Below are 23102 nucleotides of genomic sequence, written 5' to 3'. Positions count from 1 at the left end.
ATCACGCCATCCAATTCGGGCGATATGCCCGGCGCAGCCACCAAAGCGGCTGAGGCCAGCACCGGCGTCCGAACGCCCCGCCGCCCGGCGCAGCGCTCACCGCACGCACCGCGCTGGCTGCCGTGGGCCAAAGCGGTCGTCTTCCTGCTGGCGGCGGTGCCGTTGCTACGGCTCGTCGTCTATGCAACGACGGACAGCCTGGGGGCAAATCCCGTCGAGTTCATCACGCGCTCGACAGGCACCTGGACGCTGGTCATGCTTTGCCTCACGCTCGCGATCACGCCGGCACGTCGCGTGTCGGGATTGTCCGGGTTGCTGCGGTTTCGCCGCATGCTCGGGCTGTTTGCGTTCTTTTACGGCGCGCTGCATTTCACGACGTATTTCTGGCTGGACCAGTGGTTCGATTGGGCGAGCATCTTGCGCGACGTGTCGGGCAAGCGGCCGTTCATTACCGTGGGATTTGCCGCGTTCGCGTTGATGCTGCCGCTGGCGCTGACATCGCCACACGCGATGGTGCGGCGCATGGGCGCAAAGCGCTGGCAGCGGCTGCATCGCCTGATCTATGCGATTGCCGTGCTGGCGATCCTGCACTACTGGTGGATGAAGGCGGGCAAGAACGATCTTGCCCAGCCAGCGATCTATGCGATCGTGGTGGCAGCCCTGCTCGGCGCCCGGGTGATCTGGGCGCTTCGCAGACAGCGGGTTCAGGCGTTATCGGGCAGCAGTCGTTCGCCGGCGAACAACGACTCGACCGTTTCACGTTCCCGAACGAGGTAGGCCTCGTTGCCGTCGACCATGACTTCGGCGGCGCGCGGCCGCGTGTTGTAGTTGGAGCTCATCGTGAAGCCATAGGCGCCGGCCGAGCGGATCGCGAGCAGATCGCCCGGAGCGATCGCCAGCGTGCGGTCACGGCCGAGCCAGTCGCCGCTTTCGCACACGGGGCCCACGACGTCATAGGTCACCTCGTCGGCGGCCCGCCGCTCGACGGGATCGATCCCGTGATAAGCCTCGTACATGGCGGGGCGCGCCAGATCGTTCATTGCTGCATCGACGATGGCGAAGTTCTTCGTCTCGCCATGCTTGAGGAATTCCACGCGCGTGAGCAGCACGCCTGCGTTACCGACGAGCGAGCGACCCGGCTCGAACATCACCTGACGATGGCCGTGACCGCGCTTGGCGATGTGATCGAGCAGCGTGGTGGCGAATGCCGTGATGTCGGGCGGCGTCTCATCCGTGTAGGTGATGCCCAGCCCGCCGCCAACGTCGATGTGGTGCAACGAAATGCCCACCGCTTCGAGCTTTTCGACGAGATCGAGGATCTTGTCGGTGGCATCGAGATACGGCGAAATTTCCGTGATTTGCGAGCCGATGTGGCAGTCGATGCCGACGACCTCGAGGTTCGGCATGGCGGCGGCGGCGCGATAGGCGTCGAAGGCTTCTTCGTAAGCCACACCGAACTTGTTGCCGCGCAGACCCGTGGAAATATACGGGTGTGTCTTGGCGTCGACGTTCGGGTTCACGCGCAGCGACACACGAGCGCGCTTGCCGGCCTGCCCTGCCACTTCATTGAGGCGGTCGAGTTCCGGGCGCGATTCCACGTTGAAGCAGAAGACGTCCTTTTCCAGCGCGTAGCGCATCTCGTCCGCATGTTTGCCGACACCCGAGAACACAGCGCGCTTCGGGTCGCCGCCTGCTGCGATCACGCGGGCGAGTTCACCGGCCGACACGATATCGAAACCCGCGCCGAGCTTGGCGAACACACCGAGCACGGCGAGGTTCGAGTTGGCCTTGGCGGCGTAGTGCACGGCGGCGTTGCGCCCCTCGCAGGCTTTGGCGTAGGCCTGATAGGCGTTGGTCAGCGCCGCTTTGGAATAGACGTACAGCGGCGTGCCGAAACGCTCGGCGAGGGCGGGCAGGGCAACGTTCTCGGCGTGGAGTACGTTGTTGCGGTAGGAGAAGATGGCGTCGGACATCGCAAAAACTCGGTAATCAACTAGCGTGCGCAGGCAAGCCAGAGGGTATGTGGCTTATGCCTGCTTATTCCGGCTTCGCTGCGGGCACCGAAGCGGCCGAGGGGACGTCGACCGACGGCCCACGCTGCGGCTCGGGTACGCGCGGCGGCGGGGGCAGCGGCGCACCCGGAGGCGGCGCCGGTTTCACCGGACGGGCGGGCAAGTAAAGCGGCCCGGCCTGACCGCAGCCGGCCAACACGCTCAAAAGGGCAATCGAGGCTACAATCGCGCTGGTTCGAATAGGTGCAGTCATGGGGGTATCGCCGCGTGGTGCGGCATGCAAACGATGACGCAAAGCGTGGAGTTTAGCATGACGGAAAGTGAATTCCTGGCGCTCGCCGAGGCAGTGCTGGCGCGGGTGGAGGCGGCTGTCGAAGGCTGCGACGTGGATATCGATTGCGAACGTACGGGCAACGTCCTGACACTCGAATTCGAAGACAGCAGCAAGATCATCGTCAACCTGCAAACGCCGATGAGCGAGATCTGGGTCGCCGCACGCTCGGGGGGCTTCCACTTCCGTCTCAGGGGCGACGAATGGCGTGACACACGCGACGACTCGGAACTGTTCGAAGCGCTGTCGCGCTTTGCGTCGCAGCAGGCGGGCGAGACGGTGACGTTGCAGGCCAACTGACAAAAAACGCGGCGCAGCGCCTCCCGCGTGGCTGGAGGTACTGCGCCGCATGGCGGTCCCGGGGACTCTCGGGGCGCTGGCTCAGGCGACCCGTCAGGGCTTGGTGTTGAACATGTCCAGAATGCGCTGACGCTCCTGACGGTCCACCGGTGCAGGCGCCGGGTTCGGTTGAGCAGGCATCTGACCGGGCAGCGATCCGGCCGACGGGCCGGGGGCCGCCGAACCGTCCGGCGCCGTATCGGCGCTCAGGCCGACCGTACTGACGGCGCGTCCCGGCGGATAGTCGTCGTAGAAGTAATCGCCATTTGCCTGAATGATTCCCTGCGGCATCGCCCGCGTCGATTCGGGCACACCGCGCAAGGCCTTCGCCATGTAGTCGATCCAGATGGGCAACGCCAGGCCGCCGCCCGTTTCGCGATCGCCCAGATTGCGCGGCTGATCGAAGCCGATCCACGCCACCCCTACCAGTTGTGACTGATAACCGGCGAACCAGGCGTCGTGCGAATCGTTCGTCGTTCCCGTCTTGCCAGCCAGATCGCTGCGCTTGAGTACATTGGTCTTGGCCGCCGTGCCGCGTGTCGCAACGTCGTGCAACATCGAATTCATGATGAACGCGTTGCGTGCCGGAATGGCCCGGATTGTCTCGTCGCCCGCCGTGGAGGGCTTTTCCTCCATGATGACGCTGCCCTTCGAGTCGGTAATGCGCGCCACGATGAACGGATTCACACGGAAACCACCGTTGGCAAAGACGGCATAGGCACTTGCCATTTGCAACGGCGTGACCATCCCCGCCCCCAGCGCCATCGGCAGATACGCCGGATGCTTGTCTGCTTCGAAGCCGAATCGTCCGATGAACTTCTGGGCATAGCCCGGCGTGATGCTTTGCAGGATGCGAATCGAGACGAGGTTACGTGAGCGCATCAGCGCAACGCGCATCGGCATCGGGCCTTCAAAGCCGCCGCCGTAGTTCTTCGGCTCCCACGGCTGCCCGCCCGTCTGCGCTGCTGTGAAGTACAGCGGCCCGTCATTGATGATGGTCGCCGGCGCGAAGCCCTTTTCGAGGGCGGCCGAGTAGATGAACGGCTTGAAGCTCGAACCCGGCTGACGCCACGCCTGAGTGACGTGATTGAACTTGTTCCGATTGAAGTCGAAGCCACCGACCAGTGAGCGAATGGCGCCGTTCTGCGGATCGAGCGACACGAACGCCGCTTCGATATCCGGCATCTGCACGATCCGCCAGTTTTCCTTCGCGTCCTTTGTCACACGAATCACCGAGCCCCGGCGAATCTTCTGCTTGGGCTGGGCTTTCGCGTTCAACCCGGCGGCGGCAAAGCGCAAGCCGTCGCCGGTCACGGTGACGTCGTCGCCGTTCAGAAGCACGGCCTTGACTTGCTGAGGCGACGCGGAGAGCACCACGGCAGCAATCATGTCGCCACTGTCAGGATGCTCGACCAGCGTGTCGTCGATCAATTGCTCGCGCTCGTCCTGATCGTCCGGAAGATCGATGTTGGCTTCCGGGCCGCGGTAGCCGTGACGCAACTCGTAGGCCATGACCCCGGCGCGCAATGCTTCGTAGGCGGCTTCCTGATCGGCCGAATTGATGGTCGTGTAGACGTTGAAGCCACGTGTGTAGATCTCGTCCTTGAACTGGGCATAGAGCAACTGGCGAACCATTTCCGCCACATACCCGGCATGGACGCTGAACTCGCTGCCCAGCCCGCGTACCACCAGTTCCTGCGCGATGGCCTGATCGTATTCGGCCTTCGAGACGTACCCGAGGTCGTACATCCGCTTGAGGATGTACTCCTGACGCACGCGGGCGCGCTTGTAATTGACGATCGGGTTATACGCCGACGGCGCCTTCGGCAATCCGGCGAGCATGGCGGCTTCCGCGAGCGTGATGTCCTTCAGATCCTTGCCGAAGTAGACGCGTGCTGCACTGGCGAAGCCGTATGCGCGTTCTCCCAGATAGATCTGATTCATGTACAGCTCGAGAATCTGATCCTTGGTGAGACGCGACTCGATCTTGTAGGCGAGCAGTGCTTCGTAGATCTTGCGCGTATAGGTCTTCTCGCTGGACAGGAAGAAGTTACGCGCGACTTGCATCGTAATCGTACTGGCGCCCTGCGACGACCCGCCGCGCGTGAAATTCGCTACACCCGCGCGGAAAATGCCAATGAAGTCGACCCCGCCGTGCTGATAGAAGCGGTCGTCCTCGATGGCGATCACCGCCTTCTTCATGACGTCGGGAATATCGGCGAAGCGCACCAGATTCCGGCGCTCCTCACCAAACTCGCCGATCTGGATTTCATCGGCGGTGTAGATGCGCAGGGGGATCTTGGGCCGATAGTCGACGATCGTGTCGAGCGAAGGCAACTGCGGCGTCATCACCACCAGGATGTACCCCGCGAGCAACGCGCCACATACGACCATCGCGGCAATCAGGCCGGCGAACCAAAGCGCGATGCGCAGCCAGAGGGAGCGGCGCGGTTTGGGCGGACGCTTGTCACGGGGTGTCTCGGTTTGCGGTGTGCTTGCCATGGGGGAACCGGAAAAATCGATGGGCCGATTATAACGAACGACCCGCAACCTCCTGTTCCAGGCCCCCGAAATCGGAGTTCCGGCCCATGCGGCATAGGAATTGGACGAGGAAAAAGCGGCACGAATTCCTAAAGCGCATCTCGCCCGCCCCGTTGTCGCATGGATTCGGATTGGTCCGATTGGGCGGCCGCGTTGCGCTGGATAGCATCGATCACATCGACAAGGAGAGACGGGAGGACGTCATGATCGAAGCGGTCCTGCGCAGCGCGCGCCATGTGGGCAGTCAACTGGCGGCGGTGGTGCCGCGCGCCGGCGGTGGCGGTGGTTGCGGTATTCATTTTGACGCTGGCGGCCTGCATTTCGTTCGCCTGACGCGTGTGGCGGGGCTTGCGCGATTGCGTCTGACCGGCTGTGGGTCCGCTGTGCTCGAGGACGACATGCTGCGCGGCGCGCTGATCGCCAAGCCGGAGGCGGTAGCACGTCGTCTGGAGGAGTTATTGGAGCGGATCGGCATCAATGCGCAGGACTTGCGCGACGACACCATCGTGCTCGCACTTCCTGCGCATGGGCTCAAAACGCAGATTGTGGACTATCCGGCGGGCCTCCCGGTGCGTGCGCTGCGCGCGTGGTGTGAGCGGCGCGCGGCCCTGCTGTTACCTGGGGATGGCGATCCCGATTTACGCAATCGCGTAGGTGTGACGTGGGCGGACCCGGGTCAGCATCGGCTGCGGTTGTACGCCTGCGAGGCCGAGTTGGTGGATGATCGCGTCGCCGTGCTGGAGATGTCCGGACTTCGGGTGCATGCGATCGATGCGGCGCATGAGGCCGGCCGACGAGCGTTTCGATGGGCGCGGCCGACCGATGGGGAGATGAGTGCGCCCGAGCGAACCGGCGCGCCCATGGCATTGTTGCAGGTGGACGCTCACGATCTTGATCTGTCGGTATTCGACTCGGACACTTGTGTTGCCGACGTGCGAGAGCGATTTGACGGTATCGGCGCGCATCCGGACGCGTTGGCGAGCGTCGTGCGCGAGTTGGTGAGCAAGCTGCCGGTTGGTCCGGGAGTCTTGTATGTGGCCGCGCAAGGCGCGAGTCCCGGCGGGCTCGTGGTGATTTGCGATGCCCTAAGTGCGGCGTGCGGCATACCGGTGCGGCCATTCGATCCAATGCGACGATTCGAGACGCCGGGGCAGGCCGGGCCCAGGCGTCAGACGTTCGCGCAGCGCACATCGCTTGCCGTGCCCTGCGGGCTGGCGCTGCGTGCGATGTCGATGCAGGGGGTGGCATGCGCATGAGCAGGAAACTCGCGCCACTCGATTTTCTTCCCACACTGGCCCAGCTACGACAGCGTGAATTCCGGCGGCAATGGCGCACGTGGGCGTGTGTAGCGGCATTCGGGGCGCTGGCGTCGCTTGCGCCGATCGCCCGGGATATCCACCTGCGTCGGGAGGCGTCGGCGCAATTGGCGGCGCTACGTTCAGCGGGCGACAAGTTGAGCGGAACGCTGGCAGCGTTCGACACCGCGGGGCGCAAGCTCGCCGTCATGGGGGCGCATCGCCGGGCCGCCGTCACGTTGGTCGAACGCCGCCAACCTGTCGCTTACCGATTGTTGGACATCATGCGCGCCTGCGCCGATGGCGTGCGATTGACCTCGGTGAAGACCGGCGAAGATCAACTCCATGTCGAAGGCTATGCAACGACGCAATCGCGGGTTCGCGAAACACAGAAGCGCCTGAGGGCGCTGCCGTGGGTGCGCAAAGTGGCGGAAGTCGAATCGAGCGTCGTTCCGCAGAGCGTGCGGCGCCAGTGGGCGGGGACGGCGACGCAGACACTTGTGCCCAATATTCGCAGATTCACGTTACGTATCGAACTGAAGCCTGTCTCCAATCCGACGGCACTCGCGGTCAGTGCGGATATCGGCAACGTATCGGTAGAGGAGGTGCCCGATGTACGGTGAGCACCCTCCGCAGGACGATGTCCGCGACATGCTTCACGACGTGGTGGCCCGTTGGCGCGCGCGATGGGCGGCGTGGATGTCGGTCTCGCCGGCCGAGTGGGCGAGACCGGTACACTGGACGCTGGCAACCCTTGCGTGGTTGACGGGCTTTGCGATGGCGTGGTCGGTTTGGTGGCTGATGGGCCTGCCTGCACGGGCGACGTTGGAGAAGGATCTCGGTGTCGAACAGCAGACATTGGACCGCGCTAACGATGCTGCACGTCGATTGCCCGTCCTGATGGCGACGCTTCAAGACGCAGAGGCCGAGTCGATCGCCTGGCGGCGCTTGCTGCCGCGCGCTTCGGAAATTGACGGGGGCGATGATGCGCCCGCGCCGGGCCAGTCTGAGGTCCCGCCTTCCGATTCGGTGAATGAAGGCGATTCGGCGTGGCGCGGGGATATTGAGCGTCTCGCCGTTCGCGCGGGCCTGACACTGGAGATGGCTCGGTCGGGGCCATCAGCATCGGCGGGTGATATCGAGATCGAGCGCGCAGAAATACGGGTCAGGGGGCCGGTCGCGAATTTGCTCGGCTGGCTTGCCGAGATCGATGGCGTGCCGCGTCATGTGGCCGTGGAACGCCTGTCGCTTGAGGGCCCCGGGTTGGGATCGCCGGGCGCGGCAGACGCGAGTGATGCCGATGCCGGACTCGCGGTCACGGTTGCCGCCTACCGCTGGCAGCGGTCCGTAGACCTGTCTGGCGCGTCCGCTACGCATTCTCTGCCGGCGCCACCAGCGTCACCAGCGTCACCAGCATTACCCACGCTACCCGCGCCCGCGCCTCGCTGGCGCATGCCCGAGGATGCAATTGACGTATTTCGCACGCCGCTCACGCGCCATGCCGCGCAGGACGCTGTGCCGATGACACCGTCGGGCTCGCAGGCATCGGTCGACGGCGAGAACGCGGTCGGATCGATGCGGTCGGGATCGCGCCAAGTCACATTGCGACGGACTTCAGCGACCGGATTGACGGCGACATGGAGCGAAGCGCCACCCCGGCGACGGGCGCGGCAAGGGAGCGCCGATGCGCCGTCCGTTGATGTAATGCTCCACGGTGTCGACGCGGTCGATGCGCTGCGGGCGTTTGCGCGCCTGACCGGGCGAAGTGTGGTGATCGGCGAGCGCGTTGCGGGGCGTCTCGACATGGAGGTGCTGGGCGTCTCCGCTGCCACGGCATTCGACGTCATGATCCGAAGTGCGGGACTCGGCGTCCAATCCTTGAATGGCGTTGACTGGATTGCACCGCGTGCCGACCTGCTGGCCGACGAGCAGACGCAACTGGAGGCTGCGGCGAAGCGTGAGGCGTTGTTGCCGCTGGCCAGCCGCCGTTTTACGCTGAACTATCCGAGGGCGTTGGCGTTGCGAGAGATCATCATGGGCGAGAAGGACAGCAAGGGGCAGCGGTTGCTGTCCTCGCGAGGCAGTCTGATTGCTGATCCGCGCACAAATCAACTGTTCGTGACCGACTTGCCGGAAAAACTCGATGCCATGGCCTCGTTCATTGCGCGGATCGACGTGCCTGTCCGGCAGGTGTTGATCGAAGCGCGCATTGTCGAAGCCGATGATCGGTTCAGTGAGTCGCTTGGCGTGCGGCTGGCCGGATACGACGGTCGTGGCGAGGGCGGGCGGGAAAAGGGCGCTCGGCCGGCGACGGGCAGCTCGTCCGGCAACGCAGACACGAAGCATGGCGATGGAACGTCATCGGGCAGCGCACTCGACGTCGGCCTGTCCGCGGCGGCGCTGGCCGGTGTGACGCCGCCGAGTCTGGCAATCACACTATTCGGCCGCTCGGCAACGCGCTTCCTGCAATTGGAACTGTCAGCGCTCGAGAGCACCGGACGCGGGCGCGTCGTCTCCCGGCCGCGCGTGGTCACGGCGGACAAAATTCAAGCCATCATCGAGCAGGGCACGGAGTTGCCATACCAGATCCGGAGCGGTCGTCGCAGCGTGACGTCCGTCCAGTTTCGCAAGGCCACGCTGAGGCTGGAAGTCACGCCGTTGATCACACCCGACGGTCAGGTGATATTGGATGTCGATGTGCGTAAGGACAGTGTTGGGCAGGCGGTGGCCGAGGGGTTTGCGGTGGACACCCGGCACGTCAAGACGCAGGTGCAGGTCGAGAATGGCGGGACGGTCGCCATCGGCGGGATTTACCAGGAAGAGCGGCGCGACAGCCGTGCCAGCGTGCCATGGCTCGGGGACGTGCCGTTGCTGGGGGCGCTGTTTCGCAATCGCGCCAACGACGACCGCCGTACCGAACTGCTGGTGTTTCTGACGCCGAGCGTAGTGCCGGGGAGCCGTCGCGGAGAAGATGCTGCTGGCGATCCGGCAGGGGTGTCGTCTCCGGTCGTTGACGCCCATACCGGGGATCGCCGCCTCATTGGGGCGCATGAATCGGCGCCCGAGCAGGCGTTCGCACGGGGTTCAACCCCGGCTTTCCTGCGACCGGCCACCACCGCGTCTGCGCCGCGAGCGCCGTTGGACCTGCCACCCAGCCCCGCGCAAAACGACCTGCCGTCCGGCCATCCCCGGCTCACTGGAGGCGCTCCCGAAGCGACGCGTTCCGCACGCCCGACGCATATCCCGGTATCATCAGGGACTGGAACCCAAATATCAGCGATTTATGCTGGAAAACGTAATACTTGTCGGATTGATGGGGGCGGGCAAGACCACGGTTGGACGCGCAGTGGCACGACGTCTTGGACGGCAGTTCTATGACTCCGACCATGAGATCGAGGCGCGCACGGGTGTGCGCATTCCGGTCATCTTCGAGCACGAAGGCGAGGACGGCTTCCGTCAGCGCGAAGCCCAGACCATCGACGAACTCACCCAACGCAGCGGAATCGTACTCGCCACCGGCGGGGGCGCGGTGCTGCGTGCGGAAAATCGCGAGAACATCAAGTCGCGAGGCACGGTTGTGTACCTGCGCGCCAATCCGCATGACCTCTGGCTGCGCACGCGCCGCGACAAGAACCGGCCGTTGCTGCAAACCGCAGACCCGCGCGCACGTCTCGAGCAGTTGTTTCAGGAACGCGACGCGCTCTATCGCGAGTGCGCGACCTTCGTCATCGAGACAGGCCGGCCAAGTGTCAATGCGCTCGTCAACATGGTGCTGATGCAACTGGAGATGGCGGGGATCGTTCCGAGCAACGCCGGGGCACACGATGCGCCCGACGCCGCCGAGAGCGCGCAAGCCGAGACGCCCGAAGTCGCGCACGACAGCGCGCACCACGCGACAGCGCATGGCGGCGACGGGGACGTGGCACAAGCCGATCGCGATGAGGCGTTGCAGACGGCGCCGGTGCCGCCAACACCCGATACCTTTCCTCGCTGATTCCGCCGATATCGCAGAACATGACAACAAGCGGCATGATTACCCTCAAACTCGATCTGGGCGAGCGCGCCTACCCCATTCACATTGGCACCGATCTGCTCACGCAGGAGGCGCTGTTTGCGCCGCACGTGCGCGGCACGCACGCCGTGATCGTGACGAATACGACCGTCGCCCCGCTTTACGCGGAACGTGTCGCGGCAACGCTGCAACGTCTTGGCAAACGCGTGGTTACCGCAGTGCTGCCCGATGGCGAAGTGCACAAGAACTGGCAGACACTCAATCTGATTTTCGACGCGCTGCTAGGGGCGCAGGCGGACCGCAAGACCACGCTGATCGCGCTGGGTGGCGGTGTCGTCGGCGACATGACCGGGTTTGCTGCCGCCTGCTACATGCGGGGGGTTCCGTTTGTGCAGGTGCCGACGACGCTGCTCGCGCAGGTGGATTCGTCCGTCGGCGGCAAGACGGGCATCAACCACCCGCTGGGCAAGAACATGATCGGGGCGTTCTGGCAGCCGAGCGCAGTGCTCGCTGACATTGGCACGTTGTCTACGCTGGCTGACCGCGAGTTGGCAGCGGGGCTGGCGGAAGTGATCAAACATGGTGCGATTGCCGATGAAAAGTACTTCGACTGGATCGAAGCGAACATCGAAGCATTGAATGCCCGTGATACGGCGGCGCTCTCTTATGCGGTGCAACGTTCGTGCGAAATCAAGGCGCAAGTCGTCGCCAGCGACGAACGCGAACAAGGTCTGCGTGCCACGCTGAATTTCGGCCATACATTTGGTCACGCCATCGAAGCCGGACTCGGTTACGGCGAATGGCTGCACGGCGAAGCCGTGGGGTGTGGCATGGTGATGGGCGCCGACCTGTCGGCACGGTTGGGCTTCATCGATGAAGCGCTCGTGTCGCGCATCAAGGCGCTGGTCACCGCGGCCAAGCTGCCGGTGACGGGGCCGGATCTCGGGGAAGACCGCTATATCGACCTCATGCGGGTCGACAAAAAGGCGGAGGGCGGGGATATCCGCTTTGTGCTGCTCAACCGGCTGGGGCAGGCGTTCATGACGAGCGTACCCGACGCCGAACTTCGCGCAACCTTGCGCGCCAATATCTGAGGACGGAGGGCTGGCGATGATCGATTACGAAGCGTCGCTTGCCCCTTACGCGGCGCGCTCGAACGCGTCACGCGGGCGGCAGTTTGCGGAACCGGCGCCCACGACGCGCACGGAATTCCAGCGCGATCGCGACCGCATCATTCATTCGACCGCATTTCGCCGGCTCGAATACAAGACGCAAGTCTTCGTGAATCACGAGGGCGATTTGTTCCGTACGCGCCTGACGCATAGTCTGGAGGTCGCCCAGATTGGCCGGTCGATCGCGAGAAATTTGCGCGTCAACGAAGATCTCGTCGAAGCGATAGCGTTGGCGCATGACCTGGGGCACACGCCCTTTGGACATGCGGGGCAGGACGCCCTCAACGCTTGCATGCGGGAATACGGCGGGTTCGAGCACAATCTGCAGAGCCTGATCGTCGTCGACGAACTCGAGGAGCACTACGGCGGCTTCAATGGCCTGAACCTCTGTTTCGAGACTCGCGAAGGGATTCTCAAGCATTGTTCTCGCGCGAATGCGAGAGAACTCGGCGAGCTTGGTGAGCGTTTTCTCAAGGGACGACAGCCCGGCATCGAGGCGCAGATTGCCAATCTTGCCGACGAAATCGCCTATAACAATCACGATATCGACGACGGCGTGCGTTCGGGTTTGCTGTCGCTCGAGCAGCTTGACGACGTGCCGCTCTGGAAGCGCTATTGCACCGAAGCACGGCTCGCGTGGCCGGAAATTTCTGGCCGGCGACTGGTGCATGAAACGACGCGACGGATCATCAATGCGCTGATCGTCGACCTGATCACAACCACGCGCCAACGCGTAGCTGACGCTTCGCCATCCTCGATGGATGACGTGCGCGGCGCGGGGCCGCTGGTGGCCTTCAGCGGCGAGATGCGCGAGCAGGCAGGGCAACTCAAGCGGTTTCTGTTCGATAACCTGTATCGGCACTACCTCGTCATGCGTATGTCCGCGAAAGCGCAGCGCATCATTCATGAGCTGTTCGACGCCTTCCTCGCCGACCCGCGTTTGCTGCCACCGAACTACCACACCGACAGCGTCGCAGATCAGCCGCGGTGGATTGCGCATTACATCGCCGGGATGACGGATCGTTACGCCATTAAGGAGTACCGCAGACTCTTCACGATCGAACCGACGCTTTGACGCATGGTGCGGGAATAAAACGGAACAGCCGGCATTTGCCGGCTGTTTTGCATTTTTGGCGGTGACAGTGACGGTGATGGCCTGCATCGCCATTCGTCAGCCCGAGGACCTGGACGTGCGCAACGGCACGCCCGGAGGGATTAACTGCGTCCGGCGATGAAGCCGAGCACCAGTGCGACGGCGGCTACGGTGCCGACAGTCTGCCATGGGCGTTCGTGCACATAGCCGTCGGCTTCTTCCCAGACTTCGTTGGCGCGGTTGCGCAGGTTGGCGCGAGCATCGCCGAAGTCGCTACGGGCCTGACGCAGCTTGTCGCCGATTTCGGCTCGCAGCGCTTCGACATCCGAGGCGGACTTCGCGTTGGAAAGCGCGTGATCGAGATCGTCGAGCAGATCGCGGACACGCGACGAAACATCGCCACTTGCCAGACGCGCTGCGCGTGCCGCGCGGCGACCCGCGTAGCGCGCATCTTCCAGACCGCTGTTAAGTGCCGTTTCCGCTTTCGAGGCAATTCCCATTTTCAGACTCCCAAGAGGTGGTACCAAGAGGTGGTGTTGAAACGCGGCGCTCGATGAACCCGGGGGGACCGACGCCGGTGGAACCCTGAGGCGAACGGCCATTATGGCGCGGCAGTTCGCGTGCGTACACCTTCAGAGACCTTGGACGAAAACGGAAAGTTGCAGCGCGTTTGCTGAAGATCGTGTGGGAGGGCGCCTACGTTGTCGCCAGAAACGCGAAAACGCCGCACGAGGCGGCGTTTTCGGAGTCGCTTGGTGCGTCTTTCGACGCGTCGAAGCGGCTTGGAAGCGGCTTAGAAGCGGTAACCCAGCGACAGGAACGTCACCACCGGGTTCAGCTTGACCTTGGCTTCGCTGGTCGTGGTGATCGGGCCGCGGGTCGTCGTCAACTTGGCCGTGGTGCTGACCGGGATGTACGACACGGACAAAGCGAGCGTCCAGTGCTTGTCCATGTTGTAGTTGATACCGGCATTGAAGACAGGTGCCCACGAATTGGTCAGTTTCGCCGTCGTGTTGCCGCCAGGGCCACCGGTCAGCGCATTGCTTGCCAGCGACTGGAAGCCAGGCGTGAGTTCGATATTCGAGTAGAAGAAGTAGCTCGCACCGATACCCACGAACGGACGCCACGTGTCGTTTGCCTGGCCAAAGTAGTACTTCAGCAACAGCGCCGGGCTCCACTGCTTGGCCGAGGCGAGCGCGCCGCCACCCGGCAGTGCGAGGCTGCCCTGGCCGTACAAACGGAACTTCGGCGGGATGCCCATCACGGCTTCCACAGCGATGTTGTCGGTGAAGAAGTGGGCGAATGTGAGGCCCACGGTGTCGGCGTCGTCAACTTGTGCGCCGGTGTTGCCCAACTGGCTATTCACCAGATTGGCGAGGCCGGGCACATTCGATCCCGTGACATGCAGCGGATCACTCTTAACCTGGGGCGAGAGGTGGAACCAGCCAAGGTTGACAACGTTATCGCCCGCTTGCTGTGCAAAAGCGGCCCCCGATGCCGTCAGCATGGCTGCGGCAGCAATCGTCAGATGCTTAAACTTCATCGATTCGTCTCCTGCTCAAGATTCTTTATTGTCGAGAATTTCGTTAAATGAAATTCAGGGCCATTATGCCGACCGTGCAAAATGCCGGATAGCAAGAGTCTGGAGGCCGCGCTCTAAAGGTGTTGTTTCCACGCATCGACTCATGGAATGCCCCTAGGAAAAAGCGCTGGACGAAAGAAAAGCGTGCCCTTATATGTCAGGCACGCTTTTAGGAATTCACTGCGGAGTCCGATATGCCGGGCGCATTATGCGTCCCGCACACTGAGTTTAGAACTTGTAGCCGAGCGATACGAACGTCACAATCGGATTTAGCTTGATTTCGGCGTCGGAGGAAGAAAGGACCGTGCCGTCCTGCGCCTTGATTTTGATGTTCGCGGTGGTCTTGAGTGGCAGGTAGGAAACCGATGCGCTCGCGACCCAGTGCTTGTCGAAGGCATAGGAAAAGCCGGCGTTGAAAACCGGTTGCCACGATGCCGACGATTTCGCTTCCACGCTCGTCGGCCCGTTATGCCCGGAAGTAAAAGCGAGCACACTGCCGAAATTCTGATTCAGCGCCGCTTCGAAATTCGGATTGAGGCTGACGTTAGTGAAGAACGTATAGCTCACGCCGACACCCAGAAAAGGGCGCCACGTCGAATTGGCTTGTCCGAAGTAATACTGCAGCACGAGCGCCGGACTCCATTGGCGAACGCTTTGCACAATCGGGTTATTCTGCGCTGCGCCGAGGTCGATACTCGTGAGCGCGCCGGCCAATCCCGGCGGAGCGATCACGCCCTGACCCGTGAGCTTGAATTTGGCGGGAACGCCGGCCACCGACTGCAAGGCGATGTTGTCGGTGAAGAAGTGAGTAATGACCAGCCCCAGCGTGTCGGCGTTGCTGACCTTCGCGCCGCTGCCGGGGGAAGTGAAGTTCGACGGGACCAGGGTGGGCGTGAGACCCTCCTGGGTGACGCTCGTGGTCATCGGCTTGCTGGAGTCTTGCGGGGCGATGTGAAACCACCCGAGGTTGACGACGTTGTCGCCGGCTTGTTGTGCAATGGCGCTGGTGGACGCCAGGGAAATGCCGAGTCCGAGCGCGCAGAAGCACGCCGCGGACCGATAGGTCCGAGTTGTCATTTGTCTATCCTCCCAAGATTATTTATTTATTTTTCGATGCATTATGCGCTTGGGATTTGATGGCGCAATCGCCGGATCTAGAGCTTTTGTACGAATCAACGGGGTTTAGCTAGATATCAGTATTTAAAGAGGTTTTTCGAGGTAAAACCCTCTCGCAAATCGTGATGTCGAGCTTTAAAGCATTACATTTAAATAAGCATGGCCCGATTACCGAGACTTTTCATTCCGCGCCAACCGCAGCACATCATTCTGCGCGGCAATAACCGGCAAGCTATCTTCGTCGACGACGAAGACCGGCGCGTGTTTCACGACCGCTTGCGCGACGCTGCGCGTGCCAACGGCTTGGCGATTCACGCGTGGTGCATGATGCCGAACCATCTGCATCTGGTCGCTACGCCGTCCGACGAACGCAGCCTGCCGGCCACCTTGCAGGCAGTCGGCCGCTATTACGTGTTGTATTTCAATCGTCGCCACCAGCGCACGGGCACCCTGTGGGAGGGCCGGTATCGCGCTACGGTGATCGAGGCCGAGCACTATTTGTTGCTCGCCAGCCGCTACGTCGAACTCAATCCGGTGCGTGCCGGCCTGGTGGACGCTCCGGGTAATTACCTGTGGTCGAGCTACAACCACCACGTCGGCCTCACGGTCGACAGTCTGGTGACGGACCACGCGCTGTACTGGGCGCTCGGCAACACACCGTTCGAACGTCAGCGTGCTTACGCGGAGGGTTTCTCGACACCACTGCCGGCGCACGAAATCGACGCACTGCGTACAGCCACGCAGAAAGGGTGGCTGCTCGGTGGCCCCGAGTATCAGGCGCGCATGTCGCTAGCGGCGAACCGGCGAGTGAGCCCGCTCACGCGCGGTCGTCCCCGCAAACCGATGGCCAGCACCCTCGGATAATCCCTTCGGCAGGCCGGTTCCGGCCTGCCAGCCATCCTCCAAGTCTTTGAAATGACGATATTTTCAGTAAAATTCCGCCGCCCGAAATATATCTGACCCCAATAAAAACAGGCTTTCTTTTGGTGCGGTTTTTAATTGGAATCTGACCCCATTAAAATATTTTGTCATTGTGAATTTCATGGCGTATATTCCAACTTCGGCCGATTGGTGCGATGCGCAAAAGCGTGCGCGCTGAGTCGGTTCCTGTGGCAACGCCCGAGAACGATCTTCGACGCGCGCGAATCCGCAGCCCTGGCCCGCCCGGCCAACCCCACTTAACCCGGTCGACCGCGACGAGCATGCGCGCGGCGACCTCGCCAAGAGACGGTGTAACTCGTGGAAAAGAAACAGCAACCGATTGCGACGGCAGCAGCGCTGCCGGGTGAGGCGTACTTGGCGCCGGACGCACAGGGCATGTACGACCCGGCCAACGAACACGATGCCTGCGGCGTCGGCTTCGTGGCGCATATCAAAGGCGTGAAAAGCCACGCCATCGTGGAGCAGGGCCTGAAGATTCTCGAAAACCTCGATCACCGGGGCGCCGTCGGTGCCGACCCGTTGATGGGGGATGGCGCCGGTATCCTGCTGCAGATTCCCGACCAGTTCTACCGTGAAGAGATGGCCAAGCAGGGCGTGACCCTGCCGCCGGCCGGTGAATACGGCGTCGGCATGATCTTCCTGCCGAAGGAGCACGCCTCGCGTCTGGCCTGCGAGCAGGAACTCGAGCGCACCGTGAAAGCCGAGGGGCAGGTCGTGCTGGGCTGGCGCGATGTCGCGATCGATCGCGACATGCCGATGTCGCCCAATGTGAAGGCTACCGAGCCGGTGATCCGCCAGATCTTCATCGGCCGCGGTCAGGACATCATGGTGACGGACGCCCTCGAGCGTAAGCTGTACGTCATTCGCAAGACGGCGAGCCACCGTATCCAGGCGCTCAAGCTCAAGCACGGCAAGGAATATTTCGTGCCGTCGATGTCGGCACGCACCGTCGTCTACAAGGGCCTGCTGCTGTGCGATCAGGTCGGCCGCTACTACCGCGATCTGGCCGATCCGCGTACTGTCTCCGCGCTCGCGCTGGTTCACCAACGCTTCTCGACGAACACGTTCCCGGCCTGGGAGCTGGCGCACCCGTATCGCATGGTGGCGCACAACGGTGAAATCAACACCGTGAAGGGCAACGTGAACTGGATCAACGCCCGCACGGGTGCGATTTCGTCGGCGGTGCTCGGCAACGATCTGCAAAAACTGTGGCCGTTGATCTATCCGGGCCAGTCGGACACGGCATCGTTCGACAACTGCCTCGAAATGCTCACGATGGCCGGCTACCCGCTCGCCCACGCCGTGATGATGATGATCCCGGAAGCCTGGGAACAGCACACGCTGATGGACGAGAACCGCCGCGCGTTCTACGAATATCACGCCGCGATGATGGAGCCGTGGGATGGCCCCGCCGCCATCGCGTTCACCGACGGCCGTCAGATCGGCGCGACGCTCGACCGTAACGGTCTGCGTCCGGCGCGCTTCGTGATCACTGACGACGACATGGTGATTCTGGCGTCGGAGTCGGGCGTGCTGCCGATCCCCGAGTCGAAGATCGTCAAGAAGTGGCGTTTGCAGCCGGGCAAGATGTTCCTGATCGACATGGAACAAGGCCGCATCATCGACGACAAGGAACTCAAGGACAACCTCGCCAACGCGAAGCCGTACAAGAGCTGGATCGACGCTGTGCGCATCAAGCTCGACGAGATCGAGCCGAAGGTCGAAGAGGCCGGCGTGCATCACGACACGGCCACGCCGCTGCTCGACTTGCAGCAGGCGTTCGGCTATACGCAGGAAGAAGTGAAGCTGCTGATGACGCCGATGGCGATCAACGGCGAAGAAGCTGTCGGTTCGATGGGCAACGACAGCCCGCTCGCGGTCATGAGCAACAAGAACAAGACGCTCTATCACTACTTCCGCCAGCTCTTCGCGCAGGTGACGAACCCGCCGATCGACCCGATCCGCGAGAACATGGTGATGTCGCTGGTGTCGTTCATCGGCCCGAAGCCGAACCTGCTCGACACGAACAACATCAACCCGCCGATGCGTCTCGAAGTGTCGCAGCCGGTGCTGGACTTCAAGGAAATCTCGAAGATCCGCCACATCGACAAGTACACCGGCGGCAAATTCCGCTCGTACGAGCTGAACATCTGCTATCCGGTCGCGTGGGGCAAGGAAGGCATCGAGGCACGTCTGGCATCGCTGTGCGCCGAAGCCATCGACGCCGTGAAGTCGGGCTACAACATCCTCATCGTCTCGGACCGTCTGACGAACCGCGAACAAGTCGCAATTCCGGCGCTGCTCGCAACGTCGGCCGTGCACCAGCATCTGGTCGCGCAGGGTCTGCGCACGAGCACGGGTCTGGTGGTCGAAACCGGTTCGGCGCGTGAAGTGCATCACTTCGCCTTGCTCGCAGGCTACGGTGCGGAAGCCGTGCACCCGTACCTCGCGATGGAAACGCTCGCCCAGATCGCTCGCAAGCAAGGCGGCGACCTGACGCCCGAGAAGGCGATCAAGCATTTCGTCAAGGCCGTCGGCAAGGGCCTGCACAAGGTCATGTCGAAGATGGGCATCTCGACGTACATGTCGTACACGGGCGCGCAGATCTTCGAAGCCATCGGCCTGTCGCAGGAACTGGTCAATAAGTACTTCCAGGGCACGGCATCGAACGTTGGCGGGATCGGCATCTTCGAAGTGGCCGAAGAAGCCGTGCGTCTGCATCGCGACGCGTTCGGTGACAACCCGGTGCTGGCCAACATGCTCGACGCCGGTGGCGAATACGCGTTCCGCATTCGTGGTGAAGACCACATGTGGACGCCGGACGCCATCGCCAAGCTCCAGCACTCGACCCGTTCGAACTCGTACCAGACGTACAAGGAATACGCGAACCTCATCAACGACCAGAGCAAGCGTCACATGACGCTGCGCGGTCTGTTCGAATTCCGCGTCGATCCGCAGCGCGCGATCCCGCTCGATCAGGTGGAATCGGCCAAGGACATCGTGAAGCGATTCGCCACGGGCGCCATGTCGCTCGGTTCGATCTCGACCGAAGCGCACGCCACGCTGGCCGTCGCGATGAACCGTATCGGCGGCAAGTCGAACACGGGTGAGGGCGGTGAAGATCCGCGCCGCTATCGCAACGAACTGAAGGGCATTCCGATCAAGAAGGGCGAATCGCTTGCCTCGATCGTCGGTCGCGACGTCATCGAGACCGATATCGAACTGCAGGACGGCGACTCGCTGCGCTCGCGAATCAAGCAGGTCGCGTCGGGCCGTTTCGGCGTGACGGCGGACTACCTGGTTTCGGCCGATCAGATCCAGATCAAGATGGCGCAGGGCGCGAAGCCGGGCGAAGGCGGTCAGTTGCCGGGTCACAAGGTGACCGAGTACATCGGCAAGCTGCGTTACTCGGTGCCGGGCGTGGGCCTGATTTCGCCGCCGCCGCACCATGACATTTACTCGATCGAAGATCTGGCGCAGCTCATTCACGATCTGAAGAACGTGAACTCGTCGTCGTCGATTTCGGTGAAGCTCGTGTCCGAAGTGGGCGTGGGCACGGTGGCTGCCGGTGTCGCCAAGGCCAAGGCCGATCACGTGGTGATCGCGGGTCACGACGGTGGCACGGGCGCATCGCCGCTGTCGTCGGTGAAGTACGCCGGCACGCCGTGGGAACTGGGTCTGGCCGAGACACAGCAGACGCTGGTGCTCAACCGCCTGCGCGGCCGTATCCGGGTGCAGGCCGACGGTCAGATGAAGACCGGCCGCGATGTGGTGATCGGGGCACTGCTCGGCGCAGACGAATTCGGCTTCGCGACGGCGCCGCTCGTCGTCGAGGGCTGCATCATGATGCGCAAGTGCCACCTGAACACCTGCCCGGTGGGCGTGGCGACGCAAGATCCGGTGCTGCGCAAGAAATTCCAGGGCAAGCCGGAACACGTCGTCAATTACTTCTTCTTCGTGGCCGAGGAAGTGCGCGAAATCATGGCGCAACTGGGCATCTCGAAGTTCGACGATCTGATCGGCCGCTCCGATCTGCTCAACACCAAGTCGGGCGTGGAGCACTGGAAGGCGAAGGGGCTCGATTTCTCGCGCATCTTCTATCGGCCGGAAGTGGATGCCGATGTGCCGCGTCTGCACGTTGAGTCGCAAGATCACGGCCTGACGGCGGCACTGGATCACGCGCTCATCGAAAAGGCGCTGCCGGCGCTGGAGAAGGGTGAGCACGTTTCGTTCATCCAGCCGGTGCGTAACCGTAACCGTACGGTCGGCGCGATGCTCTCGGGCGAAGTGGCCAAGCGTTACGGTCACGACGGCCTGCCGGACGACACGATCCACGTGCAGCTCAAGGGCACGGCAGGTCAGAGCTTCGGTGCGTTCCTTGCGCGCGGCATCACGCTCGATCTGGTGGGCGACGGCAACGACTACGTGGGCAAGGGGCTCTCGGGTGGCCGCATCATTGTGCGTCCGACGAACGACTTCCGTGGCAATGCCGAAGACAACATCATCGTGGGCAACACGGTGATGATCGGCGCCATCGAAGGTGAAGCCTTCTTCAACGGAGTGGCCGGCGAACGCTTCTGCGTGCGTAACTCGGGCGCCACCGCCGTGGTGGAGGGCACGGGCGATCACGGTTGCGAATACATGACCGGCGGTACGGTGGTCGTGCTGGGCGAGACCGGCCGTAACTTCTCGGCAGGTATGTCGGGCGGTGTGGCGTACGTGTACGACGCTGACGGCACGTTTGCCGCCAAGTGCAACACGGCGATGGTCGCACTCGATCCGGTGCTGCCGCACGGGGAGCAAGAGCGCACGGTGAGCCAGGGACTGTGGCATCGCGGTCAGACCGACGAGGCACAACTGCGCGAGCTGATCGAGCGTCACTTCCAGTACACGGGTTCATCGCGCGCAAAGGCGTTGCTCGAAGACTGGGACGGCGCGCGCCGCAAGTTCGTGAAGGTGTTCCCGAGCGAATACAAGCGAGCCTTGGGCGAAATGGCCAAGGCGGGCGACAAACAAGCACTGGCGGCCTGAAGCCGCTCGCGCGGCAACGCCTCGGGGTGAGGGCCCCGCAGGTGTGCCGCGCGCGGGTGAGGCACGGTAACCACAAAACTTTCCGGCTGAAGAAACATGGGCAAGGTCACAGGTTTTCTCGAATTCGAGCGCCAGAGCGAGTCGTACGAAGCACCGCTGGCACGCGTGAAGCACTACAAGGAGTTCGTGCTCGCGCTCTCCGACGATCAGGCAAAGGTGCAGGGCGCACGCTGCATGGACTGCGGCATTCCGTTCTGCAACAACGGTTGCCCGGTCAACAACATCATTCCCGACTTCAACGATCTGGTGTATCGCCAGGACTGGAAGTCGGCGATCTCGGTGCTGCACTCCACGAACAACTTTCCGGAGTTCACGGGCCGTATCTGTCCGGCACCGTGTGAAGCCGCCTGCACGCTGAACATCAACAGCGACGCGGTGGGCATCAAGTCGATCGAGCACGCGATCATCGACAAGGCCTGGAGCGAAGGCTGGGTCGAGCCGCAACCCGCGAAGCACAAGACCGGAAAGACGGTCGCTGTCGTCGGTTCGGGCCCGGCGGGCATGGCCGTGGCGCAGCAACTCGCGCGCGCCGGTCACGACGTCACCGTGTTCGAAAAGAACGATCGCGTGGGCGGCCTGCTGCGTTACGGCATCCCCGACTTCAAGCTGGAAAAGTGGCTGATCGATCGCCGTATGCGCCAGATGGAAGCCGAGGGCGTGACGTTCCGCACCAGCGTCTACGTCGGCAAGGACGACCCCGACGCGCACATCAACAACTTCTCCAAAGAGACGATTTCGCCGGAACAGTTGCAGGCGCAGTTCGACGCCGTGGTCATCGCCGGTGGCGCGGAGCAGCCGCGCGATCTGCCGGTGCCGGGCCGTGAGCTGGAGGGCATCCATTTCGCGATGGAATTCCTGCCGCAGCAAAACAAGGTCAATGCGGGCGACAAGCTGGCGAACCAGTTGCTGGCCACGGGCAAGAGCGTGATCGTGATTGGCGGTGGCGACACCGGCTCCGATTGCGTGGGGACGTCGAACCGCCACGGCGCGAAGCACGTGACGCAGTTCGAGCTGCTGCCGCAGCCGCCCGAGCAGGAAAACAAGCCGATGGTGTGGCCGTACTGGCCGGTCAAGCTGCGCACGTCGTCGAGCCACGAAGAGGGCTGCGAACGCGACTGGTCGGTGGCGACGAAGCGCTTCGAGGGCAAGAACGGCAAGGTCGAGAAGCTGATCGCCGTGCGTCTCGAATGGAAGGACGGCAAGATGCAGGAAGTGCCCGGCTCGGAATTCGAACTCAAGGCCGATCTGGTGCTGCTCGCGATGGGCTTCGTCTCGCCGCTGCAGACCGTGCTCGAAGCATTCGGTGTCGACAAGGATGCGCGCGGTAACGTGCGTGCCTCGACCGAAGGCGAGCGTGCCTATACGACGAACCTGCCGAAGGTGTTCGCGGCCGGTGACGTGCGTCGCGGTCAGTCGCTGGTGGTGTGGGCGATTCGCGAAGGCCGTCAGTGCGCTCGTGCCGTCGACGAGTTCCTCATGGGGCACTCGGAACTGCCGCGCTAAGCATCAAAGCGCCCCTTCTGGGAGGGGGCGCGCAGGTGATGCCTGCCAAAACCACAAATACGGGGTTGAGAGG

General features: G+C 62.9%; 16 protein-coding genes and 2 pseudogenes. 12 read left to right on the top strand and 6 right to left on the bottom strand.

The window, feature by feature from the left end; translation table 11 throughout:
* Positions 1-24 precede the first annotated feature (24 nt).
* Positions 25-777: a protein-methionine-sulfoxide reductase heme-binding subunit MsrQ gene (locus PBR20603_RS19480; RefSeq protein ID WP_150561183.1), complete on the top strand. Its 753-nt coding sequence runs from the start codon at positions 25-27 to the stop codon at positions 775-777.
* Here the strand turns inward: PBR20603_RS19480 and lysA are convergent.
* On the bottom strand, positions 705-1973 hold the full coding sequence (lysA, locus tag PBR20603_RS19475) for a diaminopimelate decarboxylase (RefSeq protein WP_150561143.1): 1269 nt from the start codon (positions 1971-1973) through the stop codon (positions 705-707). The genes PBR20603_RS19480 and lysA overlap by 73 nt on opposite strands.
* 56 nt (positions 1974-2029) lie before the next feature.
* On the opposite strand from lysA, the gene PBR20603_RS24220 reads away from it, so the two are divergent.
* On the top strand, positions 2030-2179 hold the full coding sequence (locus PBR20603_RS24220) for a hypothetical protein (protein ID WP_174977991.1): 150 nt from the start codon (positions 2030-2032) through the stop codon (positions 2177-2179).
* Between the two features lie 20 nt (positions 2180-2199).
* Here the strand turns inward: PBR20603_RS24220 and PBR20603_RS24390 are convergent.
* Positions 2200-2265, bottom strand: a pseudogene (locus tag PBR20603_RS24390) (hypothetical protein); the annotation flags it as partial.
* Between the two features lie 57 nt (positions 2266-2322).
* On the opposite strand from PBR20603_RS24390, the gene cyaY reads away from it, so the two are divergent.
* Positions 2323-2643, top strand: coding sequence for an iron donor protein CyaY (gene cyaY / locus PBR20603_RS19470; protein ID WP_150561142.1), 321 nt, complete (start codon positions 2323-2325; stop codon positions 2641-2643).
* 93 nt (positions 2644-2736) lie between these two features.
* Here the strand turns inward: cyaY and PBR20603_RS19465 are convergent, their stop codons facing one another.
* Positions 2737-5184, bottom strand: coding sequence for a penicillin-binding protein 1A (locus PBR20603_RS19465; protein ID WP_150561141.1), 2448 nt, complete (start codon positions 5182-5184; stop codon positions 2737-2739).
* 242 nt (positions 5185-5426) lie between these two features.
* Here PBR20603_RS19465 and pilM point away from each other — a divergent pair, with 242 nt between their 5' ends.
* From pilM to PBR20603_RS19435, 6 genes and pseudogenes are all read left to right on the top strand, one after another.
* Complete coding sequence (pilM, locus tag PBR20603_RS19460) at positions 5427-6479, top strand: type IV pilus biogenesis protein PilM (RefSeq protein ID WP_174977990.1); 1053 nt, start codon at positions 5427-5429, stop codon at positions 6477-6479.
* A complete protein-coding gene (locus tag PBR20603_RS19455) occupies positions 6476-7141 on the top strand; it encodes a PilN domain-containing protein (RefSeq protein ID WP_174977989.1) in 666 nt (221 codons plus the stop codon). The genes pilM and PBR20603_RS19455 overlap by 4 nt, the downstream gene beginning before the upstream one ends.
* Positions 7131-9896: a type IV pilus secretin PilQ gene (gene pilQ / locus PBR20603_RS19450; RefSeq protein WP_150561138.1), complete on the top strand. Its 2766-nt coding sequence runs from the start codon at positions 7131-7133 to the stop codon at positions 9894-9896. The genes PBR20603_RS19455 and pilQ overlap by 11 nt, the downstream gene beginning before the upstream one ends.
* A pseudogene (locus tag PBR20603_RS19445) lies at positions 9802-10320 on the top strand (shikimate kinase); the annotation flags it as partial. The gene pilQ and the pseudogene PBR20603_RS19445, both read left to right, overlap by 95 nt.
* A 227-nt stretch (positions 10321-10547) precedes the next feature.
* The gene (gene aroB, locus PBR20603_RS19440; protein WP_150561136.1) at positions 10548-11624 is read left to right on the top strand and encodes a 3-dehydroquinate synthase; all 1077 of its coding nucleotides are present in this window, start codon (positions 10548-10550) and stop codon (positions 11622-11624) included.
* A gap of 16 nt (positions 11625-11640) precedes the next feature.
* Entirely contained in the window at positions 11641-12777 is a 1137-nt protein-coding gene (locus tag PBR20603_RS19435) for a deoxyguanosinetriphosphate triphosphohydrolase (RefSeq protein ID WP_150561135.1), read from the top strand.
* A gap of 140 nt (positions 12778-12917) precedes the next feature.
* Here PBR20603_RS19435 and PBR20603_RS19430 read toward each other — a convergent pair whose 3' ends face one another.
* From PBR20603_RS19430 to PBR20603_RS19420, 3 genes are all read right to left on the bottom strand, one after another.
* A complete protein-coding gene (locus PBR20603_RS19430; protein ID WP_174977988.1) occupies positions 12918-13295 on the bottom strand; it encodes an ElaB/YgaM/YqjD family protein in 378 nt (125 codons plus the stop codon).
* Positions 13296-13588: 293 nt separating this feature from the next.
* Entirely contained in the window at positions 13589-14338 is a 750-nt protein-coding gene (locus PBR20603_RS19425) for an OmpW/AlkL family protein (RefSeq protein WP_150561133.1), read from the bottom strand.
* 267 nt (positions 14339-14605) lie between these two features.
* A complete protein-coding gene (locus tag PBR20603_RS19420) occupies positions 14606-15454 on the bottom strand; it encodes an OmpW/AlkL family protein (protein WP_150561132.1) in 849 nt (282 codons plus the stop codon).
* A 198-nt stretch (positions 15455-15652) separates the two neighbouring features.
* Between PBR20603_RS19420 and PBR20603_RS19415 the strand changes: the two genes are divergently transcribed.
* The 3 genes from PBR20603_RS19415 to PBR20603_RS19405 all read left to right on the top strand — a co-directional run bounded on the left by PBR20603_RS19415 (position 15653) and on the right by PBR20603_RS19405 (position 23029).
* Entirely contained in the window at positions 15653-16357 is a 705-nt protein-coding gene (locus PBR20603_RS19415; RefSeq protein ID WP_150561131.1) for a transposase, read from the top strand.
* A gap of 375 nt (positions 16358-16732) precedes the next feature.
* Complete coding sequence (locus PBR20603_RS19410) at positions 16733-21466, top strand: glutamate synthase-related protein (RefSeq protein ID WP_425495833.1); 4734 nt, start codon at positions 16733-16735, stop codon at positions 21464-21466.
* Between the two features lie 96 nt (positions 21467-21562).
* The gene (locus PBR20603_RS19405; RefSeq protein WP_150561130.1) at positions 21563-23029 is read left to right on the top strand and encodes a glutamate synthase subunit beta; all 1467 of its coding nucleotides are present in this window, start codon (positions 21563-21565) and stop codon (positions 23027-23029) included.
* The last annotated feature ends 73 nt before the right edge of the window (positions 23030-23102 follow it).

The organism is Pandoraea bronchicola (assembly GCF_902459805.1).
Taxonomy (GTDB): Bacteria; Pseudomonadota; Gammaproteobacteria; order Burkholderiales; family Burkholderiaceae; genus Pandoraea; species Pandoraea bronchicola.
This window is presented reverse-complemented; position numbering and strand designations above follow the sequence as displayed.